General features: G+C 68.4%; 14 protein-coding genes and 1 tRNA gene. 3 read left to right on the top strand and 12 right to left on the bottom strand.

The features are described 5' to 3' along the window. Nucleotides 1-62: 62 nt before the first annotated feature. The 10 genes from HPA01S_RS03835 to HPA01S_RS03790 form a co-directional block, all read right to left on the bottom strand. The gene (locus tag HPA01S_RS03835; protein WP_084360445.1) at nt 63-1,634 is read right to left on the bottom strand and encodes a glucan biosynthesis protein G; all 1,572 of its coding nucleotides are present in this window, start codon (nt 1,632-1,634) and stop codon (nt 63-65) included. Between the two features lie 191 nt (nt 1,635-1,825). After that, complete coding sequence (locus HPA01S_RS03830) at nt 1,826-3,235, bottom strand: sigma 54-interacting transcriptional regulator (RefSeq protein ID WP_066266897.1); 1,410 nt, start codon at nt 3,233-3,235, stop codon at nt 1,826-1,828. Beyond that, nucleotides 3,232-3,957, bottom strand: coding sequence for a hypothetical protein (locus HPA01S_RS03825; RefSeq protein WP_245638563.1), 726 nt, complete (start codon nt 3,955-3,957; stop codon nt 3,232-3,234). Before HPA01S_RS03825 ends, HPA01S_RS03830 begins: the two co-directional genes overlap by 4 nt. Next, a complete protein-coding gene (locus HPA01S_RS03820; RefSeq protein WP_066266895.1) occupies nt 3,947-5,365 on the bottom strand; it encodes a sensor histidine kinase in 1,419 nt (472 codons plus the stop codon). The genes HPA01S_RS03825 and HPA01S_RS03820 overlap by 11 nt, the downstream gene beginning before the upstream one ends. Nucleotides 5,366-5,387: 22 nt before the next feature. Next, the gene (miaB, locus tag HPA01S_RS03815) at nt 5,388-6,731 is read right to left on the bottom strand and encodes a tRNA (N6-isopentenyl adenosine(37)-C2)-methylthiotransferase MiaB (protein WP_066266893.1); all 1,344 of its coding nucleotides are present in this window, start codon (nt 6,729-6,731) and stop codon (nt 5,388-5,390) included. Nucleotides 6,732-6,830: 99 nt separating this feature from the next. Next, nucleotides 6,831-7,268 (bottom strand): hypothetical protein, encoded by a 438-nt coding sequence (locus HPA01S_RS03810; RefSeq protein ID WP_084360444.1) that lies wholly within the window; start codon nt 7,266-7,268, stop codon nt 6,831-6,833. A gap of 127 nt (nt 7,269-7,395) precedes the next feature. Then, nucleotides 7,396-8,037, bottom strand: coding sequence for a class I SAM-dependent methyltransferase (locus HPA01S_RS03805; RefSeq protein ID WP_066266886.1), 642 nt, complete (start codon nt 8,035-8,037; stop codon nt 7,396-7,398). Between the two features lie 6 nt (nt 8,038-8,043). Continuing rightward, on the bottom strand, nt 8,044-8,604 hold the full coding sequence (locus tag HPA01S_RS03800) for a YaeQ family protein (RefSeq protein WP_066266884.1): 561 nt from the start codon (nt 8,602-8,604) through the stop codon (nt 8,044-8,046). 60 nt (nt 8,605-8,664) lie between these two features. After that, a tRNA-Met gene (locus HPA01S_RS03795) sits at nt 8,665-8,741 on the bottom strand. A 41-nt stretch (nt 8,742-8,782) separates the two neighbouring features. After that, nucleotides 8,783-9,574, bottom strand: coding sequence for an enoyl-CoA hydratase (locus HPA01S_RS03790; protein WP_066266881.1), 792 nt, complete (start codon nt 9,572-9,574; stop codon nt 8,783-8,785). A gap of 141 nt (nt 9,575-9,715) precedes the next feature. On the opposite strand from HPA01S_RS03790, the gene HPA01S_RS03785 reads away from it, so the two are divergent. From HPA01S_RS03785 to paaK, 3 genes are read left to right on the top strand one after another with little or no spacing between them, the layout of a single operon-like run. Further along, entirely contained in the window at nt 9,716-10,510 is a 795-nt protein-coding gene (locus tag HPA01S_RS03785) for an enoyl-CoA hydratase-related protein (protein WP_066266878.1), read from the top strand. Continuing rightward, entirely contained in the window at nt 10,510-10,950 is a 441-nt protein-coding gene (gene paaI / locus HPA01S_RS03780) for a hydroxyphenylacetyl-CoA thioesterase PaaI (protein ID WP_066267266.1), read from the top strand. Before HPA01S_RS03785 ends, paaI begins: the two co-directional genes overlap by 1 nt. Then, complete coding sequence (gene paaK / locus HPA01S_RS03775) at nt 10,947-12,236, top strand: phenylacetate--CoA ligase PaaK (protein WP_066266874.1); 1,290 nt, start codon at nt 10,947-10,949, stop codon at nt 12,234-12,236. Before paaI ends, paaK begins: the two co-directional genes overlap by 4 nt. Nucleotides 12,237-12,263: 27 nt before the next feature. Here paaK and HPA01S_RS03770 read toward each other — a convergent pair whose 3' ends face one another. After that, nucleotides 12,264-14,135 carry a M61 family metallopeptidase gene (locus HPA01S_RS03770; RefSeq protein ID WP_084360443.1) on the bottom strand — a complete coding sequence of 624 codons (1,872 nt, stop codon included), beginning with the start codon at nt 14,133-14,135 and terminating at the stop codon, nt 12,264-12,266. After that, nucleotides 14,132-14,845 carry a DsbC family protein gene (locus tag HPA01S_RS03765; protein ID WP_066266872.1) on the bottom strand — a complete coding sequence of 238 codons (714 nt, stop codon included), beginning with the start codon at nt 14,843-14,845 and terminating at the stop codon, nt 14,132-14,134. Before HPA01S_RS03765 ends, HPA01S_RS03770 begins: the two co-directional genes overlap by 4 nt. Nucleotides 14,846-14,864 lie beyond the last annotated feature (19 nt).

The raw sequence follows: 14,864 nt of genomic DNA, 5'->3' as shown, positions 1-14,864 counted from the left end.
GGCGGGTACTCCGTTCAATGCGTCGGTGTGCGGCAAGGCGGGTGAGCGGTCTGGTGCGGTGCTCATTCGGGTAGCAGCAGATGTGTCCATGTTTCGCTCACGGTGTCGTTGTTGTGTTGCAGGTAGGCGCGCAGCTCGACCGGCTGGGTGGCGTCCACACGTTCAACACGCAAGGTCACGCGCCAGGTGCGCGTGGCGGGGTTGGGGTAGGCCAGGGTCTCGAGCACCTTGCCGTTGGCATTGGCGGTGACGATCGCCTTGACCGGTGCGTCGGCGGGCAGCGCGTCGAGCGCCGGGCCGGCGAAGTCGAGCACGTACTGCGGCTGGCGCAGCTGCTCGGCGGGCGAGAGGCGGGTGAAGCCATAACCCTTGCGGCTTTGCGTCACCCAGCTCGACGGCGGGCGTTGCTGCACGTCGCCTTGCCAGGCCATTTCGTAGCTCAGTTCCAGTGGCTTGCCGGCGGCGGGCAATTGGGCCGGCACCCAGTAGGCGACGATGTTGTCGTGCGTCTCGTCGGGCGTGGGCAGCTGCACCAGCTCGACGCGGCCCTGGCCCCAGTCGCCGACGGGTTTGATCCAGGCGCTCGGGCGGCGCTCGTAGCGCGCTTCCACGTCTTCGTAGTTGGCGAAGCTGCGGTCGCGCTGCATCAGGCCGAAGCCGCGCGGGTTCTTCATGGTGAAGGAGCTGACCGTGATGTCCTTCGGCCGCTGCAGCGGGCGCCACAGCCATTCGCCTTCGCCGCTGACCATCATCAGGCCGTCGGAGTCGTGCACTTCGGGGCGGAAGTCGCTGTCCATGGGCTGGTTCTCGCCCGACAGGAACATGCTGGTGAGCGGCGCCATGCCCAGGGTGTTGACCGGGCCGGCACCGGCGCGCAGGAACACGCGTGCGCTCACGGTGGTGGTGGTCTGCTGGCCGGGGCGGATCACGAAGCGGTAGGCGCCGGTGGCGCGCGGCGATTCGAGCAGGGCGAACACCGTGACTTCGGTGGCGCCGGCGGCCGGGCGCTGCAGCCAGAACTCGGAGAAGCGCGGGAATTCTTCGCCGCTGCCACCCACGGTGTCGATCGCCAGGCCACGGGCCGACAGGCCGTAGCCCTGGCCGGCGCCGAGTGCGCGGAAGTAGCTCGCGCCCTGGAACACCACCAGCTCGTCCTTGTAGGCCTGGCCGTTGAGCGGGTAGTGCAGGCGGAAGCCGGCGTGGCCGAGGTCACCCCACTTGCTGGTGTCGAAGGTGTTCTTGCCGTAGTCGAAATCGCTGCCGCGGTAGGGCAGGTGGTTCACCGTGCCGTCGGCCAGCAGTTCGTGGATGCGCACCGGCTCGGTCTGGTACAGGCCGAGGTGGAAGAACTGGGCCTCGAACGGCAGGTTCTGCGCGCGCCAGACGGACTGGTCGGTCTTGAAGCGGATGTCGCGCAGCTGGTCGTAGGTGATGGTGCTCAGCTCGGCCGGCAGCTTGTCGCTGTTTGCACGGTAGGGCTGTTGCGAGCGGGTCTGGGCGATCTGGGTCAGGCTGTCCCAGTCGAAGCGCTGGGCCTGGGCCGACGCCCCGCAAAGCGAGACCAGCACGGCACCGAGCACGGTCCAGCCGCGCAGGCGCTGGAGGGTGGAAAACGGACGAATCTTGTTGGGCATGCCGGTATAAGGGCAAACCCTGTGCCAACCCGGAAAAACCCAATCAGATCAACGGTCTGGCGCGTATCAAGATGTGTGCCGAGGCCCTGGGGGGCTGGCAAGGAGGTGTAGCCCCCTGTTTTTGTCGCTGAACGGCGACAGACGCGGTGATTTAGGCGGGAAAACCCAATGAAAACAACGATCTGGCCGTGTCACTCTTCGGCGACAACGTCGCCGGAGCCCGCTGTGGCGTCGCTTTTGAACAGGCCCGGCGTGAGCGCGTGTTTCTGCAGCAGGCGGTAGAACTCGGTGCGGTTGCGTTGCGCCAGGCGGGCCGCGTCGGCCACATTGCCGTCGGTCATCTTGAGCAGGTCGACCAGGTACTCGCGCTCGAAACGTTGCTTGGCGTCGGCAAAGCTCAGCACTTCCACCGAGGGCGTGCGCAAGGCGCGCTGCACCAGCGCGAGCGACACCAGCGGCGTGGTGGACAGCGCGCAGACCTGTTCGACCACGTTGTAGAGCTGGCGCACATTGCCCGGCCAGGCCGCCATGGTCAGCGCCTTGAGCGCCTCGGGGGCAAAGCCCGAGCTGCGCTTGCCGTACTTGGCGGCCAGCCGGGCGAGAAAGTGGTTGGCCAGCAGGGCGATGTCTTCGCGCCGCTCGGCCAGCGTGGGCAGGGTCAGCGTGACCACGTTGAGGCGGTAGTACAGGTCTTCGCGGAACTGGGCCGAGGCCATGGCGTCTTCGAGGTCGCGGTGGGTGGCCGAGATGATGCGCACGTCCACCGGCAGCGACTGGCTGGAGCCGAGCGGGCGCACCGCGCGCTCCTGCAGCACGCGCAGCAGCTTGACCTGCAGGGCCGGCGGCATGTCCCCGATTTCGTCCAGCAGCAGGGTGCCGCCGTCGGCGGCCTGGAACAGGCCCTTGTGGTTGGAGACGGCGTCGGTGAAGGCGCCCTTCATGTGGCCGAACAGCTCGGATTCGAGCAGCGCCTCGGGGATCGCGCCGCAGTTGACCGCGATGAAGGGCCGGTTGGCGCGCGCGCTGGCCTTGTGGATGGCGTGCGCCAGCATTTCCTTGCCGGTGCCGGAGTCGCCGCGCAGCAGCACGCTGGCGTCGGACTGGGCCACCATGCGCGCCTCGGCCAGCAGGTCGGCCATGCGGTTGGAGCGGCTCACGATCTCGCTGCGCCAGGCCTCGTCGATCTGGGTGTTCTGGCTCGCCGGTGCCCCCAGCGCCAGGGCCTGGGCGATCTTCTCCAGCAGTTCCTTGGCGTCGTAGGGTTTGGTGAGGTAGGTGTAGACGCCGCGCGCGGTGGCTTCCACCGCGTCGGGGATGGTGCCGTGCGCGGTGAGCAGGATCACCGGCAGCGAGGGATGGCGTGAGCGGATCTCGTCGAACAGCGCCAGGCCGTCACGCCCGGGCAGGCGCACGTCGGACAGCACCAGCTGCGGGCGTTCGATGTCGAGCTGGCTGAGCGCCGCTTCGGCCGAGCCGACCGAGGTGACCTGGTAACCCGCCGAACCCAGCCGCATGGACAGCAGGCGCAGCATGTCGGCGTCGTCGTCGACCACCAGCAGGCGCGCACGCGGGTTCGAGCCAGGGTTGGCCGGGGTGCTCATGGCGAGGTCGGGCGCGAGTTGCCGGGCTGCGGTGCCGTGGCCGGCGGGCGGGTGGTCAGGCTGCGCTCGATGGCGCGCATGGCCTCCAGCCGTTCGTTGAGCACGTCGATGCGGCGCTGGCTCTCGCGCAGCTGCTGGTTCTGGCGCTCCACCGTGTCTTCCAGCTTGCGCTGTTCCATCAGGCGGTGCGCGAGCAGGCGCGCCAGCGGCTTGAGCGGCAGGCTCTCGGGGCCGGTGTGGGCGATCACGCGCTGCACCAGGCCCAGGGCGCGTGCGGTCTCGGCGGGTTGGCGCAGGTGGATCAGGGCCAGTGCCAGCTGCATCTGGCGCAGCGCCACGTTGCCGGGGTCACCCTGCACCACGATCTCGGCCGCCAGGTCGGTCGGGCTGAGCGCGTACAGGCGGTCGGCGTAACTCAGCAGTGCGGTGACCACGTCGGGCGCCGGCGGGGTTTCGGCGCTGAGCACCTGGGCGGGGGCAGCCGGCCCGGCGGCGAGCGGGGTGACGGTGGGCTGTTGCGGTTGCGAAGGCGTGGCGACGACGGGCGTGGCCGCCTGGACCTGCACGCTGCCCGGTTCGGGCGCGGCCGGCACGGTGCCGCAGGCCGCCAGCGACCAGACCAGGGCGGCCGCTGCGGCGAGCCCGGCGCGGCCGGCACGGCGGTGGTGTGGCCGGTGGTTGGCGTGTGGCGCCGGGGTGGGACGGATCGGATCAGTTGGCATGCGGAAGCTCAATGCGGAAGTGGGCGCCCTGGCGCTGGGGCAGCAGGGTGATGCGGCCCCCATGGGCCAGAATGTACTCGTGCACGATGGACAGGCCGATGCCGGTGCCACGCACCGCGCCTTGCGGCTGCCGTTCGCCACGGTAGAAGGGTTCGAAGATGCGCTCGCGGTCGGGCTCGGCCACGCCGGGGCCCTGGTCGACGATGTCGATGCAGGCGTGCCCTGGCAGGTCGAGCAGCACCAGCCGGATGTGGCCACCGTGCGGCGAGAAGCGGATGGCGTTGGACAGCAGGTTGCCGACCGCCGAGGCGATCTTCTCGCGGTCCACCGGCATGCTCACCGGCACACCCTCGACCCGCACCTCCAGCGCTTGCGCCTGCCATTGCAGGCGCTGGGTATCCACCTGGTCTTCCAGCAGCGCCATCAGGTCGGTGCGTTCGCGTTTGAGCTGGCGCGCCTCGAAGGCGGCGGCGTTGAAGCGCAGCAGGGCTTCGATCTGGTGCTGCAGCAGCAAGGTGTTGTGCTGCAGGATGTTCACCACCTCGGCCTGGCTGGTGTTGAGCGCGCCGGCCACGCCGTCGCCCAGCACCGCCACGCCTTCGTGCAACGAGGCCAGGGGGGTCTTCAGCTCGTGCGAGATGTGGCGCAGGAAACGCGCCTTGTCGGCGTCCAGCTCGGTCAGGCGCAGGCGCAGCCATTCCAGCTGCTGGCTCACGCGGCGCACGTCGCTCGGCCCGCGGATGTCGATCGGCAGGTCGAGCCGGTTCTCGCCCAGGCCCTGAATGGCGTTCTCCAGCCGCTTGAACGGCCGCGCCAGCCAGATGCCGAAGGCCAGCGCCAGGAAGGCCGCGATGCCGATGGCGCCGATCACCTGTTGCGTGAGCTCCTGCCGGCTGGCGGCAAAACGCGCCTGCAGCGCCTCGTTGCGGCCGGTGATGATGGACTGCACCTTCTGCGCGATGGACGCGCTGTGGCCGTCGATCTCGCGGAACACCTGCGCCACCTCGCGCTCGCGGTCGAGTGCGGTGTCGGGCGGGCCGTCGAGCAGGCCGGTGATGGTGTCGAGCCGGTCCAGCCAGTTGAGCGCGTACTCGGGCGGCAGCTCGTTGTCTTCCAGGCGTTTGAGGATGTCGCGCGCATTGCCCGCGGCTTCGTTGAAACGTTGGCGCAGCTGGTTGTCGCGCAGCACCAGCGACTGGCGAGCCGCGCGCTCCATGGTGAGGCTGCGCTCGGACAGGGACTGCGCGGCGGTGGACAGCGCGATCGCCTGTGCCGCGCTGTCGCGGCTTTGGGCCATCAGGGTGTCGAGCGAGAACAGCGCGCGCACTGCGGCCACGCCGAGCAGCGCGCCGATCAGCAGAAAGGCCACCAGCAGCAACTGCCGGAAGGAAAACCGCGCCGACGTCATGCGCTCATCCCGGGCAGCGGCCTCAGGCCGCTTCGCGCACCAGCACCTCGCCGCGCAGCGAGTGCGGGCGCGCTTCGGTGATGCGCACGTCGATCATCTGGCCGACCAGGCGCGTGGCCATCGGGCCACCGTCGAAGTTGACGACGCGGTTGCATTCGGTGCGGCCCATGAGTTCTTCGGCGTTCTTGCGCGAGAAGCCCTCGACCAGGATGCGCTGCACCGTGCCCTCGCGGCTGGCGCTGATGCGGCGCACGTTTTCTTCGATGGTGGCCTGCAGGTGCTGCAGGCGCTTGAGCTTGACCTCGTGCGGCGTGTCGTCCGTGAGGTTGGCCGCCGGCGTGCCGGGGCGCGGGCTGAAGATGAAGCTGAAGCTGGTGTCGAAGCCGACGTCGGTGATGAGCTTCATCATCTTGTCGAAGTCCTCGTCGGTCTCGCCGGGGAAGCCGACGATGAAGTCGCTGCTCATCGCAAGGTCGGGCCGGATCGCGCGCAGCTTGCGCACCGTGCTCTTGTATTCCATGGCGGTGTAGCCACGCTTCATGGCCATCAGGATGCGGTCCGAACCGTGCTGCACCGGCAGGTGCAGGTGGTTCACCAGCTTGGGGATCTTGCCGTAGGCCTCAATGAGGCGCGGCGTGAACTCGTTCGGGTGGCTGGTGGTGTAGCGGATGCGCTCGATGCCCGGGATGTCGGCCACGTATTCCAGCAGCAGCGCGAAGTCGGCGATGTCGGCGGTGTCGCCCATGGTGCCGCGGTAGGCGTTCACGTTCTGGCCCAGCAGCGTCACTTCGCGCACGCCCTGGTCGGCCAGGCCCGCGACTTCCACCAGCACGTCGTCGAACGGCCGGCTCACCTCTTCACCGCGGGTGTAGGGCACGACGCAATAGCTGCAGTACTTGGAGCAGCCTTCCATGATCGAGACGAAGGCCGAGGCGCCTTCGACCTTGGCCGGCGGCAGGTGGTCGAACTTCTCGATTTCGGGGAAGCTGATGTCCACCTGCGGCAGCGCCTGCAAGCGGCGCTGGTTCAGCATGTCGGGCAGGCGGTGCAGGGTCTGCGGGCCGAACACCACGTCCACGTAGGGCGCGCGTTTGATGATCTCGGCACCTTCCTGGCTGGCCACGCAGCCGCCCACGCCGATCAGCACACCCTTCTGCTTCAGGTGCTTGACGCGGCCGAGGTCGCTGAACACCTTCTCCTGCGCCTTCTCGCGCACCGAGCAGGTGTTGAACAGGATCAGGTCGGCCTCTTCCACGTCCTGCGTGGGCTCGTAGCCCTGCGCCGCGCCCAGCACGTCGGCCATCTTGTCCGAGTCGTACTCGTTCATCTGGCAGCCGAAGGTTTTGATAAAGACTTTTTTGCTCATGGGGAAATTCCGGTCGGAGAGGGGGCGGGCATCACGCGGTGCGCGCAAAACGCCATGGGCGCGGCCGCGGCCCGGGGCCGCAGCGCGCCGCGAGAAGGCTCAGTTGCTGTTGCGTGCCGGCGTGCCGGCGGGCGCGGTCTGCTGCGACTCGAAGACGAAGTTGCGCTGCACGCCCATGCCGGGGCGTTTTTCCTTCGCCTCGGCCTCGCTCAGGATCCACACCTGGTGCACCTGGCCGCGCTGGTCGAGTGTGTAGTTCACCACCAGCGCCTGGCTGACCAGGGTGGCCGGGCGCACCAGCCGGTTGTCGGGGTCCAGGATGCGGGCGCCGGGCGAGAGGCGCGTCGGGTGGTCGTCCATCGCCACCAGCGGCGGCTGCGCCACCACCATCAAGCCACGCAAGGCCTTGGGCGGGAAGTTGCGTTGCACGGCTTGCGCCTGGGCCGCGCCGGCCGGCAGCAGGGCGGTGACGAGCAGGGTGCTCAGGGAAACGAGCGAGTCGCGCCGGGTCAGGGCGGTGGGGTGGCAGCGGTTCATGGTATGTGTCCAGAGGCTGTGGGGAAGGGGCGCGGCACGCGTGCGCGCGAGGCCCGGATTGTCTCACGCAGCCACCGGCGCCATCGGTGCGCCGGGCCGCACAGGCGCACCGCCGGGCGGGTGGCCGTCAGGCCGCCGCGGGCTTGTGCATCAGCACCACGTTCGGGCAGGGCACCTCGGCCTGCCAGCCGTGGTGATGCGCCAGCCAGCGCAGCGTGGTCTCTCGGTAGAACACCACGTGGGTCGGATCGCGCCGGTAGTGCCAGTGGGCAAAGCGCGCATCGTCGGTCTGGAAGCGTGTCATCAGCGCCAGCCAGCCGCCCGGGCGCAGCAGCGCGTCCAGCCGGCGGAACTCGGCGGCGGGCTCGTGGAAATGCTCGGTCACCTCGGTGCAGGTGATGAAGTCGTAGGTGGTGCCGAGCGCCGCGCCGTCCGGGTGGAAGAGCGGGTCGTACAAGGCCACCGTGTGGCCCGCCTCGCGCAGCATGGCTGCCAGCACCGGCCCGGGGCCGCAGCCGAAGTCCAGCCCGTGCTGCGCAGGCGCCAGGCGCTGCAGCAGGGGGGTGGCGAGGCGCGCCAGGAAGGCTCGGTAGCCGACGTCGCCGTCGGTGTTCTGGTGCAGCGCGTACTCGGCGCGCTCGGCCTCCAGCGACGGTCGCTGCTCCGGAAAGAGGAAGGTCGCCTCGCAGCGGGTGCAGCGGCCATAGGCGCGGTCTCCGACCACCTGGAACGGCCGGCCGTCAGGGCCTTCGCAGACGGGGCAGCGCATGGTGGCCTATTTCCAGCGCAGCGGCTCGATGTGCACGCTGCCTCGCTCGCTGGAGAGCGTGAGCGCGCCCTCCTGCACCGTGGCCTGCAGCTGCATGCTGCGTTCGGCAAGCGCGGCCAGGGCCGGAGCCACCTCGGTCGGCAGGCGCCAGGCCTGCAGGCGGTCGAGCCGGGTGAGCTTGTTCTCGATGCCGCGCCACCAGACGTCGGCCGCGCTGCCGAAGGCGTAGACCACCACCGCGTCGGCCTTGCTGCAGGCTTTGGACAGCGGCTTGTCTTCTGGCTGGCCGACCTCGATCCACAGGCGCTTGCGGCCGGTGAAATCGGTCAGGGACACGTCCGGATCGTCCGGGTCGGACAGGCCGGCGCCAAAGGCCAGCGTACCGTCACCGCGGCAGGTGTCCTGCAGCTCGTGGGCGTGCAGCGCCAGCGCCACCAGCCGGACCATCATGCGCTCATCGGTCTCGCTCGGGTGGCGGGCCAGGGTGAGTGCGTGGTCGGCGTAGTACCCGTGGTCGATGTCGGCGATCTGCAGGTTCGCCTTGAAGATGGTGGATTTCAGCGCCATGGAGTAGACCGGAAAAGAAAAAGGCGGGCTCCGTTGCCGGAACCCGCCTTTTCGAGATGCTGGTGGCGATAGGTGGACTTGAACCACCGACATCAGCATTATGAATGCTGCGCTCTAACCAACTGAGCTATATCGCCAGCGAAGCGCGCATTATAGCCAGAATTTTTGGAGGCCTCGTTCAGCGGTTCTTGAATTCGGGTTTGCGCTTGTTCACGAAGGCGTCCATGCCTTCCTTCTGGTCTTCGGTGGCGAAGAGCGCATGGAACATGCGGCGTTCGAACATCACGCCGTCGGACAGCGAGCCCTCGAACGAGCGGTTCACCGCTTCCTTGGCGGCCATCACGCTGGGCAGCGAGAGGTTGCAGATGGACAGCGCGGCGCCCAGGGTTTCGTCCATCAGCTTGTCCAGTGGCACCACGCGGCTGACCAGCCCGGCGCGTTCGGCCTCGGTGGCGTCCATCATGCGGCTGGTGAGCACCATGTCCATGGTCTTGGCCTTGCCGACCGCGCGCGGCAGGCGCTGCGTGCCGCCGGCGCCGGGGATGATGCCGAGCTTGATCTCGGGCTGGCCGAACTTGGCGTTGTCGGCCGCGATGATGAAGTCGCACATCATCGCCAGCTCGCAGCCGCCACCCAGCGCGAAGCCGCTGACCGCCGCGATCACCGGCTTGCGGATGCTGCGGATGGTTTCCCAGTTGCGGGTGATGTAGTCGCCGTTGTAGACGTCGGCGAAGCTGTAAGTGGCCATGGCGCCGATGTCGGCACCGGCGGCAAAGGCTTTTTCGCTGCCGGTGATGACCATGCAGCCGATGCCTTCGTCCGCATCGAAGGCCTTGAGCGCCGCGCCCAGCTCGTCCATCAGCTGGTTGTTGAGCGCGTTGAGCTGCTTGGGCCGGTTGAGCGTGACGATGCCCACGCGTCCTTCGGTGCGCACGACGATGCATTCGGGGGAGTGGCTGGTCTCGGTCATGGTGTCTCCTGGGCGGTGGCGGGGTGTTGAAAGCCCACCACTATATCGGTGCACCTGCAGGGAAAACATTGGCCGACCGATTGGTTGGTTAATGGTAAATTGCGTTCGACACCAACAAAAACCCCAGGAGACAAGCCGACCATGAGCAACGCCACCGTTGTCTATGAGGAGCGCGGGGCCGTGGCCCTGGTCACGCTCAACCGCCCTGAAGCGCTGAACAGTTTCACCCGCCAGATGCACAAGGAGCTCTGGGCCGCCTTGGACCAGGCCGAGGCCAACCGGCAGGTGCGTGCCCTGGTCATCACCGGTGCCGGGCGCGGTTTCTGTGCCGGTGCCGACCTGGCCGAGTTCGACTTCGAGCCCGGCCCCGACCTGGTGAAGCGCGCCGACCCGGGCCCGGTGATCGACCAGGCCTTCAACCCCACGGCACGCCGCCTGCAGAGCCTGCGCATGCCGACCATCGCGGCGGTGAACGGCGTGGCGGCCGGTGCCGGCGCTTCGCTGGCCATGACCTGCGACATCGCCATTGCCGCCACCGGCGCGAGCTTCATCCAGGCCTTCAGCAAGATCGGGCTGGTGCCCGATGCGGGTGGCAGCTGGTTCCTGGTCGAGCGCCTCGGTCTGGCGCGCGCCATGGCGCTGGCCATGACGGGCGACAAGCTGCCCGCCACGCAGGCGAAGGAGTGGGGCTTGGTCTGGGACGTGTCCGACGACTGCGTGGGCGCAGCCCTGGCCCTGGCCGAACGCCTGGCCAGCATGCCGACCAAGGCCCTGGTGGCCACGCGCGGCCTGCTGCGCGACGCCAGCACGCGCACGCTGGACCAGCAGCTCGACGCCGAGCGCGACACGCAGTCGGCGCTGGGCCGCACGCACGATTACATCGAAGGCGTGACGGCCTTCCGCGAGAAGCGCCCGGCGCAGTTCAAGGGCGAATGATGAGCCCCGACGAGCGCGCGAAAAAGGTCGGTGAAACCATGTTTGCCGCCGACAACGCGAGCAAGCACACCATGGGCATGGAACTGCTGGCTTGCGAGCCGGGCCGTGCGGTGATGCGCATGGCGGTGCAGCCACTGCACCTCAACGGCCACCAGATCTGCCACGGCGGTTTCATCTTCACCCTGGCCGATTCCACCTTTGCCTTTGCCTGCAACAGCCACAACAAGAACGCCGTGGCCGCCGGCTGCGGCATCGAATTCCTGCGCCCGGCACATGCCGGCGACGTGCTGACCTGCGAGGGCGTGGAGCAGACCCTGTCGGGCCGGCACGGCATCTACGACATGCGGGTGAGCAACCAGCGCGGCGAAGTGGTGGCGCTGTTCCGTGGCAAGAGCACGGTGATTTCCGGCACGGTGTTTCCCGAGGAGTCTGCGGCATGAACAGCTTTGCGCTCGAGCCGATCGAAAAGGCCAGCATCGACGAACTGCGTGCCCTGCAGCTCAAGCGCCTGCAGGCCACGCTGCGCCATGCGTACCAGCACTCGCCGGTGTACCGGGCGAAGTTCGATGCGGCGGGCGTGCACCCGGACGACTGCCGCAGCCTGGCCGACCTGGCGAAGTTTCCCTTCACCACCAAGCAGGACCTGCGCGACAGCTACCCCTTCGGCATGTTCGCGGTGCCGCGCACGCAATGCGCGCGCATCCACGCCAGCAGCGGCACCACCGGCAAGCCGACGGTGGTGGGCTACACGCTGAAGGACATCGACACCTGGGCCACGGTGATGGCGCGCAGCATCCGCGCCAGCGGCGCCCGCCCGGGTGACCTGGTGCACGTGAGTTATGGGTACGGCCTGTTCACCGGCGGGCTGGGCGCGCACTACGGCGCGGAAAAACTCGGCCTCACCGTGGTGCCCTTCGGCGGCGGCCAGACCGAACGCCAGGTGCAGCTGATCCAGGATTTCCGGCCCGACATCATCATGGTCACGCCGAGCTACATGCTGGCGATTGCCGACGAGTTTGAGCGGCAGGGGCTGGACCCGCGCGAGAGCAGCCTGCGCCTGGGCATCTTCGGCGCCGAACCCTGGACCAACGACATGCGGCGCGCGATCGAACAGCGCATGGGGCTGGACGCGGTCGACATCTACGGTCTGTCCGAGGTCATGGGCCCGGGCGTGGCCAACGAGTGCGTGGAAACCAAGGACGGCCCGACCATCTGGGAAGACCACTTCTACCCCGAGATCATCCACCCCGAGACCGGCGAGCCGGTGGCCGACGGCGAGATGGGTGAGCTGGTGTTCACCAGCCTCACCAAGGAAGCGCTGCCCATCATCCGCTACCGCACGCGCGACCTCACGCGCCTGCTGCCGGGCACGGCGCGCAGCATGCGCCGCATGGAGAAGATCACCGGCCGCAGCGACGACATGATGATCGTGCGCGGCGTCAACGTGTTCCCGACGCAGATCGAAGAACTCATTCTCAAATGCGCCGAATTGAGCGCCCACTACCAGTGCGTGCTGACGCGCGAAGGCCCGATGGACGACCTGACGGTGGTGGTGGAGACCCGCGCCGGCCTGGCGCCCGAGAGCGAGGCGGCGGTGCGCGCGGCGGCCCGGTTGCAGCACGACATCAAGGTGTTCGTGGGCAGCAGCGTGCTGGTGCAGCTCCGGCCCGAGGGGGGTGTCGAGCGCAGCCAGGGCAAGGCCAAACGCGTCGTGGACAAGCGGTAGGTCACCCCCGCGGCGCAGCGCGCCGGCTCAGGCGGTCTTGTCGGTGTGCAACCAGCCGGCCAGTGCCGCCGCGTCGCCCACGCCCAGCCGCACTGCGAGCGAGGCCGTGGGCCAGCGCAGCGGCAGGCGCAGCAGGCGCTTGTCGCGCGAGACCAGGGCGGTGAGCAAGGGGCGTTGCGCGCGCAGCGGTGGCACTTCGTCGAGCTTGTGGATGCGCCAGGCCTCGGCCACGCCGCCGCGTTTGGCCGGCGCAAATTCCACACCCAGCCATTCGTCGTTGGCCGCCATGCCGGCGGCTTCGGCGGCACCGCCGCGCAGCACGGTTTTGAGCACCAGCGCACCGCCGGCTTCGCTCACACGCAGGCCGAGCTGCTGCGCCAGCGGCGCCTTGTCGTGCGACAGCTTGGCGCCGCGTGCCTGCAGCAGGGACGACAGCGGCAGCTCGTCGGTGCCGTGCACCCAGGCGGCAATTTCGGCCTCGTAGCTGCGCTGGCCCAGGCGTTTGAGGGCGCGCAGCAGATCGGCCTCGCGCATCGGGCCGCCTTCGCAGCGTTGCCAGAGTTCGCGCATCACCGCGTCCAGCGTGCTGCGGCCTTCGGCGCGCAGCGTCAGGTCGAGGCACAGCGCCACCAGCGAGCCCTTGGTGTAGTAACTCACCGTGGCGTTGGGCGTGTTCTCGTTCATGCGGTAGTACTTCACCCAGGCGTCAAAGCTGGCCTGCGCCACGCTCTGCACCAGCCGGCCCGGGCTCTGCTGCACCTGGTTGATGGTCTTGGCCACCAGCTGCAGGTAGGTGGCGTCGTCGATCAGGCCGGCGCGGCGCAGCATCAGGTCGTCGTAGTAGCTGGTGAAGCCTTCGAAGAACCAGAGCAGCTCGGTGTAGTTTTCCTGGCTGTAGTCGTAACGCTTGAACTCGGCCGGGCGCAGGCGCTTGACGTTCCAGGTGTGGAAGTACTCGTGGCTGATCAGGCCCAGCAGCGTGGTGTAGCCGTCGGTGGCCTTGAGCGCTGCCACGGTCTCGCCGGGTGCGCGTGGGCGCGGCAGGTCGGCACGCTGGCAGATCAGCGCGGTGGAGTTGCGGTGCTCCAGGCCGCCGTAACCGTCGGCGCTGGCGTACAGCATGAAGACATAACGCGAGAACGGTGGCGCCTCGCGCTGGCCGTGCCAGAACTGGATCTGGGTTTCGCAGATGCGGCGCGTGTCGGCGATCAGGCGTTCGCCATCCATCCAGGCACCGGCCCCGGCGACCACGAAGCGGTGCTCCACGCCGGCGGCGGTGAAGCTGGCGCTCCAGAAGCGGCCCATTTCCACCGGGCAGTCGGCCAGTTCGTCGTAGTCGGCGGCGAGGTAGTGGCCGAAGCCTGCGTCGTCCAGTGCCTGCGGCGTGAGGCCGGTGGCAACCTGCCAGCCGCTGGTGGCTTCGCCGGCCACGAGTTCGAGTTCGTGCGGGCTGTCTTCCTGGCCGAGCACCTGCAGGCACAGGCTGGTGGCGTTGAAGAAGCCGCGCTCGGCGTCCAGAAAGGCGGTGCGCACCGAGGCGTCGAAGGCGTAGACCTCGTAGCGCAGTTCGAGCGGCTGGCCGGCGTCGTTCAGGGCCTGCCAGCGGTGTTTGTCGAGCTGCTTCAGGGCCACCGGCTGGCCGTCGTGGCTGGCGCTCAGGTTTTGCAGGTTCTGCGAGAACTCGCGCACCAGGTAACTGCCGGGAATCCACACCGGCAGGGCCAGGCGCTGGTTCCGGGCCGCCTGGTCGATGCGCAGGGTGACAGCGAACAGGTGGCTGTGGGCGTCGAGCACCGCCACGCTGTAGCGCACACCGGCGCGTGCGGTCTTGCGGGCGCCGCGGGCGCGGGGTGAGGCGGGGGCTGCGACAGCCTTGACAGCCTTGGCGCGCGGGCTCAAGGCTTGGCTTCCGCGAGCTGTTTTTCGATCTGCGCGGTGCCGATGGCGCCCGGTACGCGCGAGCCGTCGACGAAGAAGATGGTCGGGGTGCCGGTGATGCGCGCCTTCTTGCCGTACTCGAAGTTGCGCGCCACGGCGGCGGCGTCGCAGTTGGCCTTGGCGGGCGTGACGTCGCGCACCATCCAGTCGAGGAAGGCCTTGCCCTTGTCCTTGGCGCACCAGATGTCGCGCGATTTTTCGCCCGAGTCCGCGCTCAGGATGGGGTAGAGGAACACGTGCACGGTGACGTTGTCGATCTTGGCCAGGTCGCGCTCGAAGCGCTTGCAGTAACCGCAGTTGGGGTCTTCGAACACCGCCAGCTTGCGCTTGCCGTTGCCGCGCACGATGGTGAAGGCGTCTTTCAGCGGCAGGTCCTTGAAGCTGATCGCGGTGAGCTTTTCAACGCGCTGCTCGGTCAGGTCCACACGCGCCTTGGTATCGATCATCGAGCCCTGGATCAGGTAGTTGCCTTCGGCGTCGGTGTAGAAGATGTCGCTGTGGTTGATGCGCACCTCGTAGATGCCGGGCATCGGTGTCTTGCTGACCTCGTCGACGGCGGGCAGGTTGGGCAGGCGCTCGGCGAGGTTCTTGCGGATGGTCGCTTCCTGGGCCAGGGCCGCCACGGAGACGGCGGCGAGCAGGGCGATCAAAAGGGTCTTGAGGAGTTTCATGGCGTTCGAGGTGTCGGAA

The sequence above is a fragment of the Hydrogenophaga palleronii NBRC 102513 genome (assembly GCF_001571225.1).
GTDB lineage: Bacteria > Pseudomonadota > Gammaproteobacteria > Burkholderiales > Burkholderiaceae_C > Hydrogenophaga > Hydrogenophaga palleronii.
The sequence above is the reverse complement of the archived record's forward strand: the minus strand, read 5'-3'. Positions and strand labels throughout refer to the sequence as shown.

Excerpts from the sequence above, each read along its gene's own strand:
- HPA01S_RS03830 (WP_066266897.1), bottom strand. The coding sequence starts at position 3,235 with ATGAGCACCCCGGCCAACCCTGGCTCGAACCCGCGTGCGCGCCTGCTG.
- HPA01S_RS03800 (WP_066266884.1), bottom strand. The coding sequence starts at position 8,604 with ATGGCGCTGAAATCCACCATCTTCAAGGCGAACCTGCAGATCGCCGAC.
- HPA01S_RS03765 (WP_066266872.1), bottom strand. The coding sequence starts at position 14,845 with ATGAAACTCCTCAAGACCCTTTTGATCGCCCTGCTCGCCGCCGTCTCC.
- HPA01S_RS03805 (WP_066266886.1), bottom strand. The coding sequence starts at position 8,037 with ATGCGCTGCCCCGTCTGCGAAGGCCCTGACGGCCGGCCGTTCCAGGTG.
- HPA01S_RS03825 (WP_245638563.1), bottom strand. The coding sequence starts at position 3,957 with ATGCCAACTGATCCGATCCGTCCCACCCCGGCGCCACACGCCAACCAC.
- miaB (WP_066266893.1), bottom strand. The coding sequence starts at position 6,731 with ATGAGCAAAAAAGTCTTTATCAAAACCTTCGGCTGCCAGATGAACGAG.
- paaK (WP_066266874.1), top strand. The coding sequence starts at position 10,947 with ATGAACAGCTTTGCGCTCGAGCCGATCGAAAAGGCCAGCATCGACGAA.
- HPA01S_RS03820 (WP_066266895.1), bottom strand. The coding sequence starts at position 5,365 with ATGACGTCGGCGCGGTTTTCCTTCCGGCAGTTGCTGCTGGTGGCCTTT.
- HPA01S_RS03785 (WP_066266878.1), top strand. The coding sequence starts at position 9,716 with ATGAGCAACGCCACCGTTGTCTATGAGGAGCGCGGGGCCGTGGCCCTG.
- HPA01S_RS03835 (WP_084360445.1), bottom strand. The coding sequence starts at position 1,634 with ATGCCCAACAAGATTCGTCCGTTTTCCACCCTCCAGCGCCTGCGCGGC.
- paaI (WP_066267266.1), top strand. The coding sequence starts at position 10,510 with ATGAGCCCCGACGAGCGCGCGAAAAAGGTCGGTGAAACCATGTTTGCC.
- HPA01S_RS03810 (WP_084360444.1), bottom strand. The coding sequence starts at position 7,268 with ATGAACCGCTGCCACCCCACCGCCCTGACCCGGCGCGACTCGCTCGTT.
- HPA01S_RS03790 (WP_066266881.1), bottom strand. The coding sequence starts at position 9,574 with ATGACCGAGACCAGCCACTCCCCCGAATGCATCGTCGTGCGCACCGAA.